General features: G+C 72.7%; 12 protein-coding genes and 1 riboswitch. Of the genes, 4 read left to right on the top strand and 8 right to left on the bottom strand.

Annotated features, from left to right (window positions below; genetic code table 11):
• Positions 1 to 34: 34 nt before the first annotated feature.
• The gene (locus JNB62_RS15515) at positions 35 to 679 is read right to left on the bottom strand and encodes an ECF transporter S component (protein WP_220301796.1); all 645 of its coding nucleotides are present in this window, start codon (positions 677 to 679) and stop codon (positions 35 to 37) included.
• Positions 672 to 781, bottom strand: a riboswitch (TPP riboswitch). It overlaps the preceding gene by 8 nt.
• A 38-nt stretch (positions 782 to 819) precedes the next feature.
• Between JNB62_RS15515 and JNB62_RS15510 the strand changes: the two genes are divergently transcribed.
• The gene (locus tag JNB62_RS15510) at positions 820 to 2,706 is read left to right on the top strand and encodes a D-alanyl-D-alanine carboxypeptidase family protein (RefSeq protein WP_220301795.1); all 1,887 of its coding nucleotides are present in this window, start codon (positions 820 to 822) and stop codon (positions 2,704 to 2,706) included.
• A gap of 43 nt (positions 2,707 to 2,749) precedes the next feature.
• Here JNB62_RS15510 and JNB62_RS15505 read toward each other — a convergent pair whose 3' ends face one another.
• Both JNB62_RS15505 and JNB62_RS15500 read right to left on the bottom strand, forming a co-directional pair.
• A complete protein-coding gene (locus tag JNB62_RS15505) occupies positions 2,750 to 3,727 on the bottom strand; it encodes an aldo/keto reductase (RefSeq protein WP_220301794.1) in 978 nt (325 codons plus the stop codon).
• Positions 3,714 to 5,009 carry an enolase C-terminal domain-like protein gene (locus tag JNB62_RS15500; protein WP_220301807.1) on the bottom strand — a complete coding sequence of 432 codons (1,296 nt, stop codon included), beginning with the start codon at positions 5,007 to 5,009 and terminating at the stop codon, positions 3,714 to 3,716. Before JNB62_RS15500 ends, JNB62_RS15505 begins: the two co-directional genes overlap by 14 nt.
• Positions 5,010 to 5,129: 120 nt before the next feature.
• Here JNB62_RS15500 and JNB62_RS15495 point away from each other — a divergent pair, with 120 nt between their 5' ends.
• Both JNB62_RS15495 and JNB62_RS15490 read left to right on the top strand, forming a co-directional pair.
• The gene (locus JNB62_RS15495) at positions 5,130 to 5,990 is read left to right on the top strand and encodes a fumarylacetoacetate hydrolase family protein (RefSeq protein WP_220301793.1); all 861 of its coding nucleotides are present in this window, start codon (positions 5,130 to 5,132) and stop codon (positions 5,988 to 5,990) included.
• On the top strand, positions 5,987 to 6,745 hold the full coding sequence (locus JNB62_RS15490; protein WP_220301792.1) for an SDR family NAD(P)-dependent oxidoreductase: 759 nt from the start codon (positions 5,987 to 5,989) through the stop codon (positions 6,743 to 6,745). Before JNB62_RS15495 ends, JNB62_RS15490 begins: the two co-directional genes overlap by 4 nt.
• Before the next feature lie 570 nt (positions 6,746 to 7,315).
• Here the strand turns inward: JNB62_RS15490 and JNB62_RS15485 are convergent.
• The gene (locus tag JNB62_RS15485; protein ID WP_220301791.1) at positions 7,316 to 8,167 is read right to left on the bottom strand and encodes an amidohydrolase family protein; all 852 of its coding nucleotides are present in this window, start codon (positions 8,165 to 8,167) and stop codon (positions 7,316 to 7,318) included.
• A 28-nt stretch (positions 8,168 to 8,195) separates the two neighbouring features.
• Here JNB62_RS15485 and JNB62_RS15480 point away from each other — a divergent pair, with 28 nt between their 5' ends.
• A complete protein-coding gene (locus JNB62_RS15480; protein ID WP_220301790.1) occupies positions 8,196 to 8,876 on the top strand; it encodes a FadR/GntR family transcriptional regulator in 681 nt (226 codons plus the stop codon).
• A gap of 323 nt (positions 8,877 to 9,199) precedes the next feature.
• On the opposite strand, the gene JNB62_RS15475 is transcribed toward JNB62_RS15480, so the two are convergent.
• The 4 genes from JNB62_RS15475 to JNB62_RS15460 all read right to left on the bottom strand — a co-directional run bounded on the left by JNB62_RS15475 (position 9,200) and on the right by JNB62_RS15460 (position 12,757).
• Entirely contained in the window at positions 9,200 to 10,114 is a 915-nt protein-coding gene (locus tag JNB62_RS15475; RefSeq protein WP_220301789.1) for a J domain-containing protein, read from the bottom strand.
• A gap of 147 nt (positions 10,115 to 10,261) precedes the next feature.
• Positions 10,262 to 10,831 (bottom strand): hypothetical protein, encoded by a 570-nt coding sequence (locus JNB62_RS15470; protein ID WP_308291828.1) that lies wholly within the window; start codon positions 10,829 to 10,831, stop codon positions 10,262 to 10,264.
• Positions 10,828 to 11,676 (bottom strand): LssY C-terminal domain-containing protein, encoded by an 849-nt coding sequence (locus JNB62_RS15465; protein ID WP_220301788.1) that lies wholly within the window; start codon positions 11,674 to 11,676, stop codon positions 10,828 to 10,830. Before JNB62_RS15465 ends, JNB62_RS15470 begins: the two co-directional genes overlap by 4 nt.
• Before the next feature lie 13 nt (positions 11,677 to 11,689).
• The gene (locus tag JNB62_RS15460; protein ID WP_220301787.1) at positions 11,690 to 12,757 is read right to left on the bottom strand and encodes an enoyl-CoA hydratase/isomerase family protein; all 1,068 of its coding nucleotides are present in this window, start codon (positions 12,755 to 12,757) and stop codon (positions 11,690 to 11,692) included.
• Positions 12,758 to 12,831 lie beyond the last annotated feature (74 nt).

Genomic DNA, 12,831 nt, shown 5'->3' with positions numbered 1-12,831 from the left:
AGGTCTGACATGGCGGGCGGGCGAGCCCGCCATGTCAGACCTCGCGGCGCGCTTCGCGTCCGGCGGCGAAGCGGTTCAGCGCGCCGGTGGCGGCGAGCGCGCGCACCGCGAGCCAGCCGACGAGACCGGCGAGCAGGGCACCCGAGACGGCCAGCGACACCAGGTAGATGACGTTGAACTCGACGGTCTTGAGGATGTTGGGCGAGCTGCCGTAGAACAGCTCGAACACCCACGCGCCGACGGCGGCGCCCACTCCGGCGAGCATCGCGACCGGCAGCGTGAAGCGGCGATACAGGAACAGCGCGAAGACGACCTCGGCGCCGAGGCCCTGGACGAGGCCCGACAGCACCGTGGAGATGCCCCACACGTTGCCGATCAGCATCGACACGAGCGCGGCGATCACCTCGACGAGCAGCGCCGCGCCGGGCTTGCGGATGACGAGACCGCCGATGACGCCGCCGATGAGCCAGATGCCGACGGCGATGCCGCCGAGGCCGGGCGTGAGACCGTCCATGGCGACGAACCAGGTGCCGCCGACGGTGTTCCAGGCCCAGAAGACGAGGCCGATCGCGACGCCGAGGACGGCGGCGACGACGATGTCGACGACGCGCCACCGAAGGCGGTGCGAGATCGCTGATGCCCCTGCGACGGTGGCCGAAGCAGACGTGGACGCGTGCATATGTACTCCTCCCTGCGCCGGCATGATCCGGATCAGGTTCGACGGTCGAAGCGTGGGTCGCTTCCTCTCAGCCCGGCTCACCGGACTCCCGTGGTTGTGGCGTTGAGTATACCGCCGAGCCGGCAAGGTATCTTTGGCGAGTGACTCAGAACGACGCTCCCGCGCCCTCGCGCCGTGAGCGTCGTGCGCGCACGGGCGAGTTCCCGACGTCGCCGGCGGGGTTCACGCCCCCGTTCGACGGGGCGATGACTCCGAGACCCGCCAGCACGGTCCCGGTCGACACGGCCGCCGTGCCCACATCGATCGCCGCGGCTCCGTTCAACGCTCCGGCGGCCGCCGCGGCACCGTCGGCGCCGCTGTTCGAGCCTGCGCCGGCCTTCGGCCCGACGCCGACACTCGGCCCGGCGCCGTCGTTCGATTCCACGCCACGCTTCGATGCCGCGCCCTTCGACCCCGTGCCGACGTCGGCGCAGGCGGTGGAGCCCGAGCTCCCGGCAGCGGTGCCCACGACCACCGCGAGCACAGACCTCGCCGCCGCGCTCGGCTTCGTCGCCACCGGCCCGGCACCCGTGGTCGGCACTGCCGTCGACCCGGAGCCCGCGCCGTCGACGATCGCCGCTCCCTCGCTCGCCCCGGGCTCCTCGCCGTCCCTCGCGCCGCAACAGCCGTCGGTGACGACGCGCCCCGGCGACGCCCCCGCCGCACTGTCGTGGGTCGACCCGGCGGCTGTCGGCCGCGTGGGCGCACCCGACGACCTGGCTGCCGCCGCGACCCCGTATGTCGCCGTCGAGGCCGACCTGCTCTCGGACGCCCCGCGACGCTCGCCGCTGCGGGTCGGCGTCATCGTGCCGACGCTCGTGATCGCAGGGCTCGTCGCGGCCTACGCCGGTACGACGCTGCTGTGGCCGCTGCACGCCGTCGCCCCCACCGTCACCGCCGTCCAGGTGGAGCCCGCCGCGGCGCCGGCCGCGGTGCCCGCGTGGCCCGCGCAGGGCAGCGCCGCCGAGGCGGTCGAGGGCATCGGCACCCTCGCGTCGACGCCCGACGCCGACGCGATCGCCAGCATCACCAAGGTCGTGACGGCACTGGTTGTACTCGACGAGATGCCCCTCGCGGTGGGTGAGCAGGGGCCCGAGTACAGGTTCACGGCGGCCGACCGCAACGCCTACTGGCAGTACCTGCGCCAGGGAGAGTCCGCCCTCAACGTCCCGGTGGGCGGCACGCTCACCGAGTACCAGCTGCTGCAGGGCATGCTCATCGGCTCCGCCGGCAACTACGCCGACCGGCTGGCACAGAACCTCTTCCCGTCCGACGCGGTGTACGCGTCGGCCGCGAACAAGTGGCTGGCCGATCACGGCGTGCCCGGCATCACGCTGTACGAGCCGACCGGCATCGACAAGCGCAACACGGCCAGTCCCGAATCTCTCATCCCGCTGGCGCAGAAGGCGCTGGCGAACCCCGTCATCGCCGAGATCGTCGCACAGCAGTCGGTGGTGCTGCCCGGCGCGGGCACGGTCGAGAACACGAACGGGCTGCTCGCCGACCCGGGCGTCGTCGGCGTGAAGACCGGCACGCTCGACGCGTGGAACCTGCTGTCGGCCAAGGACGTCACGATCGGCGACACGACAGTCCGCCTGTACGCGTCGGTGCTCGGCCAGCCCGACGACGAGGCCCGTCTTGCGGCTTCGCGCGCCATCTACGCGCAGCTCGAGCAGGAGCTGCAACTGAAGCCGTCCGTCACCGCGGGAACCGTGGCCGGCATCGTCGAGACGCGCTGGGGCGACAAGGTCGACGTGATCGCGTCGACCGATGCCTCGGTGATCCTCTGGAACGGCGGCGTCGGCACCGTCGCCACGAGCTTCGACCTCGGCGACGCGCGCGACTCCGGCGACGCCGTCGGCTCCCTGCAGGTCACAGGCCCGCTCAACAGCACCTCGGTCGACCTGACGCTGGCCGCCGACGTGTCGGACCCGTCGCCGTGGTGGCGCCTGACCCACCCGCTCGACCTCTTCGGGCTGAACGACTGACCGCGTGGATGCCGGGCGCCCGGCATCCACGTCCCGCCCTGCGTCAGCGGATGAGGCCCTCGGCTGCCAGCTCGTCCCAGAGCGCCGGCGGGATGTCGACGGCCATCAGCTCCGCGTTGCGACGCAGCTGCTCGGGGCGGCTGCCGCCCACGACCACCGAGCGCACCGACGGGTCGCGCAGCGTGAACTGCACGGCGGCCGCCGGCAGCGGCACGTCGTAGGACCGGCACACCGCGACGATCCGCTGCACGTGGCGCCACAGCTCGTCGGGCATGCGGCCGTACTCGTACCGGTCGTCTCGCGACGGCTCGTCCTTGGCGAGCAGTCCGGAGTTGAAGACGGATGCCGCCACCACGCCGGTCCCGTGCGCACGACAGGCCGGCAGCACGTCGTCGGCGGCGGACTGCTCCAGCAGCGTGTAGCGGCCGGCGACCATGATGAGGTCGAGGTCGGCGCCCTCGACGGCGGCGGCGAGCGCCGACGAGACCATCGAGCCGATGCCGACGGCGTCGACGGCACCCTCGTCGCGCAGCTGCTCGAGCGCGGGGAACGCCTCACGCAGCGCGAGGTCGAGGTCATGCCGCTCGGGATCGTGCAGGTAGAGGATGTCGACGCGGTCGAGCCCGAGGCGCTCCAGCGACTCGTCGAGGCTCGCGCGGATGCCCTCGGCCGAGAAGTCCCACTCGCGACGCAGGGTCGTCGGCACGTGGAAGTCGTTCGCGACGTCGAGGCCGCCGTCGTCGTCCGGGTTCGGGCGCAGCAGGCGGCCGGCCTTCGTCGAGATCACGAACTCGTCGCGCGGCTTGGTCTGCAGGAAGGCGCCCAGGCGCCGCTCCGACAGCCCCAGCCCGTAGTGCGGCGCCGTGTCGAAATAGCGGATGCCGGCGTCCCAGGCCGCGTCGAGGATCGCCCAGGCCTGTTCGTCGCTGAGCTCGCGGAACAGGTTGCCGACGTTCGCGGCGCCGTAACCGAGGCGTGTGAGCGCGGGCAGCGGACGGACGGGAACCTCAGACTCGGGCATCCACGGCTCCGAACGTGTACGCGACGCGGCTGTCGGCCTTCATCTCCATGCCGGCGCCCGGTGCGAGGGGCGGGAGGTACACGCCGCCGCGCACCTCGGTCGGCACGACGAAGTGCTCGTGCAGGTGGTCGACGTACTCGATCATGCGGCCCTCGCGGCTGCCGCTGACCGCCACGAAGTCGAACATCGAGAAGTGCTGCACGGCTTCGCAGAGCCCGACGCCGCCGGCGTGCGGGCACACCGGCACGCCGAACTTCGCCGCGAGCAGGAGGTTCGCGATGTTCTCGTTGACGCCTCCGACGCGGGCGGCGTCGATCTGCAGGACGTCGATCGCGCCGGCCTGCAGCAGCTGCTTGAAGACGACGCGGTTCTGCGCGTGCTCGCCGGTCGCGACCCGCACGGGGGCGACACCGCGGGCGATCTCGGCGTGGCCGAGCACGTCGTCGGGGCTCGTCGGCTCTTCGATCCAGGCGAGATCGAACTGGGCGAGCGCGTTCACCCACGCGATCGCCTCCGACACCTCCCAGCGCTGGTTGGCGTCGATGGCGATCGGGAACCCCTCGCCGCATGTCTCGCGCGCGATGCGCAGACGTCGGAGGTCGTCGTCGAGGTCGGCGCCGACCTTGAGCTTGATCTGCCCGAAGCCGTCGGCGATCGCCTCGCGGCACAGCCGGGCGAGCTTCTCGTCGGAGTAGCCGAGCCATCCCGGGCTCGTGGTGTACGCGGGGTAGCCTGTGGCCAGCAGCTCCGCCTCCCGCTCGGCGCGATCGGGCTCGGCCGCGCGCAGGATTTCGAGCGCCTCCTCGGGCGTCAGGGCGTTGGTGAGGTAGCGGAAGTCGACGAGGGCGACGAGCTCCTCGGGTGTCATGCGCGACAGCAGCTGCCACAGCGGCAGGCCGGCGCGCTTGGCCTTGATGTCCCACAGCGCGTTGACGACGGCGCCGATGGCCATGTGCATGACGCCCTTCTCGGGGCCGAGCCAGCGCAGCTGCGAGTCGCCGATGAGCTCGCGATTGGTCGCGCCCATGTCGTCCAGCAGCGGCTCCAGCTCGCGTCCGACGAGGTGACCGGCGAGCGCGTCGAGCGCTGCCACCTGCACGTCGTTGCCGCGCCCGATGGTGAAGACGAAGGCGTGCCCGTCGACGCCGTCGGCGTGGTCGGTCACGATCCTCAGGTACGCGGCGGAATAGTCCGGATCAGGGTTCATCGCGTCGGAGCCGTCGAGGCTCAGCGACGTGGGGAATCGGATGTCTGTCGTCTCGAACGCGACGATGCGGCTCACGATGGCGGTTCTCCTGCGGTTCTCGGGTTCGGGCATCGAACCTCCCGCAGTTAAACATCCGACGTCTATACTGTCAATCGCGCCCGCGGGCGCATCCGCCACGGAACCACCAGGAGACCAATGAAGTTCGCGCGCCTCGGCGACGCCGGTCACGAGATCCCCGTCGTCCTCGACGGGGACCGCCACCTCGACCTGCGCCCCCTCACCTCCGACATCGACGGAGACTTCCTCGCCGGCGACCCCGTCGGCCGCACGACCGCCGCGATCGCCGCGGGCGAGCTGCCTGAGCTCGACGGCGCCGGCGACCTGCGCATCGGCGCTCCGATCGCCCGCCCGAGCGCCGTCGTGTGCATCGGCATGAACTACGCCGCGCATGCCGCCGAGTCCGGATCGGCGCCGCCGCCGGTGCCGGTCGTGTTCCTCAAGACCCCGAACACGGTGGTCGGGCCGAACGACACCGTGACGATCCCGCGCGGCAGCGAGAAGACCGACTGGGAGGTCGAGCTCGGCGTCGTGATCGGCCGGCGTGCGTCGTACCTCGACTCTCCCGCCGACGCCGCCGCCCACATCGCCGGCTACGTCACCGCCAACGACCTCTCCGAGCGCACCTTCCAGCTCGAGGTCTCGGGCGGTCAGTGGTCGAAGGGCAAGTGCGCGCCGGGCTTCAATCCGACCGGCCCGTGGCTGGTCACGCCGGACGAAGTCGATCCGCAGGCGCTGCAGCTGCGCAGCTTCGTCAACGGCGAGCCCCGCCAGGACTCGTCGACCGCCGACATGATCTTCCCCGTCGACCACATCGTGTGGCACCTGTCGCAGTTCCTGACGCTGGAGCCCGGTGACCTCGTGCTCACCGGCACTCCGCAGGGCGTGGCGCTGTCGGGCCGCTTCCCGTACCTCGCGCCGGGCGACGTCGTCGACATCGAGATCGAGGGGATCGGCGCCCAGCGTCAGGAGTTCGTCGCGTGGGAGGCATCCCGATGACCGCGCAGCTGGACGGGCTCGTCGCCATCGTGACGGGCGGCGCGTCGGGGATCGGCGCGGCGATCGCCCGCGCGCTCGCCGACGAGGGCGCGCAGGTCGCCGTGCTCGACCGCGACCCCTCCGGCGCCGACGAGCGGTTCGCCGCGTTCGCCGCCGACGTCTCGTCACGGGCGGAAGTGGATGCCGCCGTCGCAGCCGTCGCGGAGCGCTTCGGCCGCATCGACATCGTCGTGAACAACGCGGGCATCGGCGCGCAGGGCGACATCGCCGCGAACGACGACGACGAGTGGGCGCGCGTCCTGTCGATCAACGTCACCGGCATCGCGCGCGTGACGTCGGCCGCGCTGCCGTGGCTGCGCAGGTCACCCGCCGCCGCGGTCTGCAACACGTCGTCGATCGCCGCCACGGCGGGTCTTCCGCAGCGGGCGCTGTACAGCGCGTCCAAGGGCGCCGTGCTGTCGATGACCCGGGCGATGGCCGCGGACCATCTGCGCGAGGGGATCCGCGTCAACGCCGTGAACCCCGGCACCGCCGACACGCCGTGGGTCGGCCGGCTGCTCGATTCCGCCCCCGACCCGGCCGCCGAGCGGGCCGCCCTCGAGGCCCGCCAGCCCCACGGCCGCCTGGTCTCGCCGGAGGAGGTCGCCGGAGCCGTCGTGTACCTCGTGAGCCCGACCTCCGGCTCGACCACCGGCACCTACATCGAGGTCGACGGCGGCATGGCCGCGCTGCGCCTCCGCCCCGCCGGCAGCTGAGCCCGGTCGTCGAGCGAGCGAGGGACGCTTCGTCTCGTCGCTGGCGCTCCTCGCTCAGCGACCGGCCCCCCGCCGGTCGTTGAGCGAGCGAGGTACGAGCGAGACGAAACGCCCCGACCGCACGGTCGGCCCCGGGCCAGACCGCGTTTCGTCTGCGCGCGCCAGAGCGCGCTCCGCTCAACGACCGGGATGCCGGCCGTTGAGCGAGCGACGAAGGAGCGAGACGAAACGCCCCGATCGCACGGTCGGCTCCCGTGTTGGGCCCGTTTCGTCTGCGCCCGCTCCGGCCGTTGAGCGAGCGAAGGAACGAGCGAGACGAAACGCCCCGGCCACACGGTCGGCTCCCGTGCAAGAGGGCGTTTCGTCCGCGCACGCGCCGGTCGTTGAGCGAGCGAGGAACGAGCGAGACGAAACGCCCCGACCGCACGCTCGGCCCCGGGCCAGGACGCGTTTCGTCTGCGCGCGCCAGAGCGCGCTCCGCTCAACGACCGACACCCGCGCTCGTTGAGCGAGCGACGAAGGAGCGAGACGAAACGCCGCGACCGCACGAACAACCTCGCGCCAGCGCGCTCAGCGCAAGCGGTACACGCGCTCCGCATTGGCGAACAGCACGGGGTCCGTCTCGCCGAGGCGATCGGCGGCCCACGACGACACGGTGTCGAGCCAGCGCCCGTAGGGCCCCGACACGGGCCAGTCGCCGCCGAAGAGGAGGCGCTCGGGGCCGAAGGCGTCCAGCGCCACGTCGAGGAAGGGCCGCAGCTGCGCCTCCGACCAGCCTCCGGGCGACTCGGCCGGAAGCCCCGACAGCTTGCAGACGACGTTGGGCCGCTCGGCGAGGGCGGTGAGCGCCGTCGCCCACGGGGTTCCCGCGGCGGGGGCCGGGGTCTCAACGCCTCCCACGGCCGGCTTGCCGAGGTGGTCGAGCACGATCGTGAGGTCGGGCACGGCGTCGGCGAGCGCGATCACGTCGGGCAGCTGGTGCGCGCGCACGCACGCGTCGAACGTGAGCCCCGCGGATGCCACAGCCTGCGCCGATGCGCGGAACCCGGGCCGCGCGGCGAAGCCGTCGGCCTCGGACTGCAGCAGCCGCCGCACCCCGACGACCAGGGGACGTTCGGCGTAGGCAGCGAGATGCGCATCGGTGGCTGCCGGGTCTTCGAGGGGCGCCTGGGCGACGATGCCGCGCACGCGAGCGCGCGGTGCCAGCGAGGTCACCCAGTCCACCTCGGCGATCGACTGGCCGGGCGCGCAGTCGGCCTGTACGAAGACGAAGCCGTACTCGCCGGCCGGCGCGTCGACGAGGGCGGCATCGAGATCATCCGGGCCGAAAGATCGGAGGAGCGGACCATCGAGCCAGTCGTAGTCGAGGATCGCAGGGTCCCAGAGGTGCAGGTGGCTGTCGACGACGCGCATGCGCACCATCCTGACATCCGATGTCTACCATGGAGGCGTGGCCGTCACCGACGAAGCGATCTCGAAGATCAAAGACATGATCGTCCGCGGCGAACTGACCCCCGGCTCGCGGCTTCCTCCCGAGAAGGAGCTGGCCGAGCGCCTGGGTCTCTCTCGCAGCTCGATGCGCGAGGCCGTCAAGGCGCTCGAGGTCATCCGCGTGCTCGACGTCCGCCGCGGCGACGGCACGTACGTCACGAGTCTCGAACCGAAGCTGCTGCTGGAGGCGATCTCGTTCGTCGTCGATCTGCACGATGACGACTCGCTGCTGGAGATCTTCGCCGTGCGCCGCGTGCTCGAATCGCACGCCACCGGGCTCGCCGCGCAACGCGCCGGCGACGCGGACATCGCCGAGCTCGAGGGCGAGCTCACCGCGGCGTCGCTCGAGACCGACGTCGATGCCCTCGTCACCCACGACGTGCGCTTCCACGCCGCGATCGCGCGCCTCGCGGGCAACGCCTATCTGGCGAGCCTGCTCGAGAGTCTCACGAGCCAGACCATCCGCGCGCGCGCCTGGCGCGGGCTCACGCAGGCGGGCGCCGTCGAGCGCACCCTCGCCGAGCACCAGGCGATCCTCGACGCCATCGCCGACCACGACGTCGAGCTCGCGACGGCGGCGGCCCAGGTGCACATCTCGGGCATCGAGCGCTGGCTGCGCCAGGCCCGCGACCGCACCTGATCCTCGGCCGCCGGCATCCCTCTCGCTCCCTCCGCCGTTCGCCGTCGATAACGCACGATGTCGACGCGTGGTGCGGAGGACACGGGATGCCGGCGGCCAGACCCCGCGCTCGGCCGGAAGCCCTCACCGCCCCAGCGCGCCGGAACCCGGCGGCGCGTCCCGCCGCGTCGAGTTCGCACGTCGTCGCCGAGGACGCACGCTGTCCACGCGGATGACGTGCGTGCTCGGCGAGGACGCACGTCGTCGACGACAACGAAGGATCCGCAGCCCCGGGCCGACGCCGAGCCGCAAGCCCCGGCGCCGGCCGGCCCCGAAGCGCCCGGCTAGGCGAAGCGGACGGTCTGCTGCAGGCGGGTGCGGACGTCGAAGACCTCGTTGCCGCCGATGTCGCGCGCTCCGGTGATGCCGCGGCGCAGGACGGTCGACAGCGCGCCGCGTGAGACCACGGCGACGCGCATGCCGCGCACCTTGCCGAGCTCCTCGATGGGCTGCAGCACGTCCTCGTCGGGCAGCACGACGATCGCGCCGCTGAAGCGCACGCCGGCGGCGCGGGCGACCGCCCGCATGTTCCCGAGCAGCTCGGCGATCGGTGCGCCGGGCACGCCCTCGCCGACGAACTCGCCGCGGCGCATCCGGACGGGACCCCCGAAGTCCTCCGACAGCACGCCGTAGAGCCCGCTCGGGCCGAGCACGATGTGGTCGATCTTGGCGTCGGAGCCTCCGGCGGCCACGTCGTGCCACACGGTGTATCCCATGCCGAGGTCGGCGACGATGCGGGCGGTGGCCTCTTCGGCGAGGGCGTCGGCGAGCAGCCGCCGCAGCGCCACCGGCGCCGAGCGCACGAGCGCGGGGTCGTACGGGTCGTCGAGCGTGACGCCGCGGCCGGCCCACTCCCGGATGAGGGTCAGGTACCGCTCGCGCCGCCAGCCGCCGGGCTGCCCGAACGACCGGGCGCGGGGGCGGGTGTCGGTGCGCGCCGCGGGGGGCCGCCAGCCCGACCACTCGGGCGCGGCCGCCTCGCCGAAGCCGTGGCCGCGGTCGTAGGCGGCGCGCGCCTCGGGCGTGCCGACGAGCTCCCACGCGCGCTGCACCTGGATGAACAGGGCGGCATCGCCGCCGGTATCGGGGTGCGTCTGCCGCAGCCGCAGCCGGTACGCCTTGCGCAGGGTCTCGTCGTCTACGCCGGCGTCCACGGCGAGCACCTCGTAGGCCGATGCCGAGAGCGGACTGTCGAACACGGATCCTCCCCCGGGCCGCCGGCGCCGCGGCACCTCGCGCGCGGGCCGTCTCAGATTACGTCACTCCTCCGGGGCGCTCGCACGTCGCCCGCACCAGGTGAGGGCGGAGGGATGCCGCGGCCCCGGCCCCCGCGTCGACGCCGGTCGTCAGCGCTGCTCGTTGCGGCGCGCGTACGCGGCGGCGCTGCGGCTCGACAGAGCGAGCAGCACGAGGATGTCGAGGGCGAGCGACACGAACGTCTCGTCGACGTGGATCTCCTGCCCCTGCGCCCACCACCCGACGAACGTCGTCGAGATCGACACGGTCGAGATGAGCATGACGGCGACGCGGGCGACGTTGCTGCCGCGCAGGACGAAGGCGGCGAACGCGATGTCGAGCACGACGATGAGCCCGCCCACCGCGACGATGACCCACAGCGCCCACTGCCCCGCCTCGGCCTCGCTGACGCCGTCCAGGGCCAGGTCGACATCGGGGTCGGCGAGGATCGCCGGCCACTGGACCGCGAGGCCCGCGATCACCAGCAGACCCGCCGCAGCGCGCAGCAGCACCAGCACCGCGCCGGCGACCGTCGAGGCGGGTCGCCGCATGCCGGGGTCGTGCTCCGGGCGGCGCAGAAGGCGCTCGGCGGGCTCGAAGGCGGGACGCTTGTGCGGGTGGTGCGGCGTCGCCCCCGGGCCGGGGTGATCGCCGGGCTGCGGCATCCTCTCGTCGCTCACGCCGCACCTCCGTCGTCGACGCCCGCGGCGACGGCGCCCACCTCGACGGCGCGCACGTCGACGATGGGCAGGTCGCCGTCGGTGCGGATGCTGTCGCCGCCGCCGTTGCGCGCGTGGTACCCGGTGGCGAAGTCCGCGATGACGTCGACGGCGACGCGCGCGTCCGCGGCGCGGATCGTCGACACGATGTGGTCGCGTTCGACGTCGGTGTCGGCGTCGATCTTGTGCGTGATCTGGAGCGTGAACAGCGACAGTCCCACGCGCGTGTCGAAGGTGCCGGCGGCGAGCCAGTCGACGCGGCGCCCGCCTGGCAGCAGCCAGCCGTCGGGGCACCGCCAGAACCGCACGTGGTGGCGCTGAGCCGGGTTGCCGGCCACCTCCTGCTGATACGCGAAGTCCTGCTGGCGGCCGAAGAGGAACAGCGGGCTCACGGGCGCCTCGTCATAGCTGCGGCGCGCGAGCGTCGACGTGATGATCCGCCACGACGAGCCGAGGGTGACGGGGTCGGCGCGCGTCCACCCCGCCGCGGCGAGCGCGGCCTGGATCTGCTCACCGGTGCCCAGGAACGCGAGGTTGACCGGGTCGCCCAGCAGTCCGTCGGACGTGCGCGTGCGGCCGATGAAGTAGTCGGGCACGTAGATCGTCGTGAGGATGCGGTGCAGGCGGGGCAGCACGAGGTACGCCAGCAGTCCCCAGAACGCCAAGAAGAACGGGATGCCCCACCACCCCACGTTGAACGTCTCGCTGAGGCTCAGGTACGCGAGCCAGACCGCCGCGGCTCCCGCGAAGACGAAGAAGAACCAGTCGATCGCGACCCCGATCGAGTACGAGCGGCGACGGGTCACGATCGGGCTTCCGTCAGTCCCAGAGCGGGATCGTCGGCTGGAACGAGAGAGCGGATGCCGCCAGCTCCGGCGGCAGGTCCGCCAGGGTCGCGGGCGACCAGCGCGGGGAGCGGTCCTTGTCGATGACCTGCGCCCGGATGCCCTCGGCGAGGTCGGGCTGCGTCGTCGCGAACCACATCACAAGCCCGTACTCCTGTGCCAGCGCGGCACGCAGGTCGGGCAGCTCGCGGGCGCTGCGCACGGCGGCGAGCGTCACGGCCAGGCCGGTCGGCGACAGCTCGCCCAGCAGGTCGGCGGTGGCCGCCGCCTCGGGTTCGGGACGCGCGCGCAGCCGTTCCACGATTCCGGGCACGGTGTCGGCGGCGAAGGCGTCGTCGATCCAGCCGCGGGCGTCTTCGAGCTTCGAGCGCGGCGGGGTCTCGTCGAAGAGGAAGACGAGCTCGGCCAGCGACGGGTCGGCGCGCGTCTCGAGCGTGTCGCGGAAGCCCTCGAGGTTCTCGTGCGGCACGAAGTGGTCGGCGAAGCCGGCGTAGATGGCGTCCGACGCGTCCATGACGGCACCGGTGAGGCCGAGGTACTCCCCCAGGCGGCCGGGTGCGTGAGCGAGCAGCCACGTGCCGCCGACGTCGGGCGTGAACCCGATGCGGGTCTCGGGCATCGCCAGCTGCGAGCGCTCTGTCACGACGCGGATGGAGGCGTGCCCCGCGACGCCGATCCCCCCGCCCATCGTGATGCCGTCGGCGAACGCGACGAACGGCTTGGGGTACTCGGCGATGCGCGCGTTGAGCGCGTACTCCTCGCGGAAGAACACGCCCGCGTCGTCGGCCCGGCCGCTCGTGACCTGCTGGGCGAGGCCGCGGACGTCGCCGCCCGCGCACAGGCCGCGATCCCCGGCGCCGTCGAGGAGCACGACGTCGACATCGGTGTCGCGCTCCCATGCGTCCAGCGCCTCGTGCATGAGCTGCACCATGCCGAGGTCGAGCGCGTTGATCGCGCGCGGCCGGTTGAGCGTCAGACGCCCGAGCCCTGCCCGCGCACGGACGAGGACGGTGGGCTCGGCGGCGGCTGCGGGGTCGGTCACGTGCGCAACGTTACCGCGCGCCACAACTTCCCTCACGGTGACGCGGGATTTCCGCCAGGATGGGACGGAGTGCC

The organism is Microbacterium jejuense (genome assembly GCF_019511665.1).
Classification (GTDB): Bacteria; Actinomycetota; Actinomycetes; order Actinomycetales; family Microbacteriaceae; genus Microbacterium; species Microbacterium jejuense_A.
This window is presented reverse-complemented; position numbering and strand designations above follow the sequence as displayed.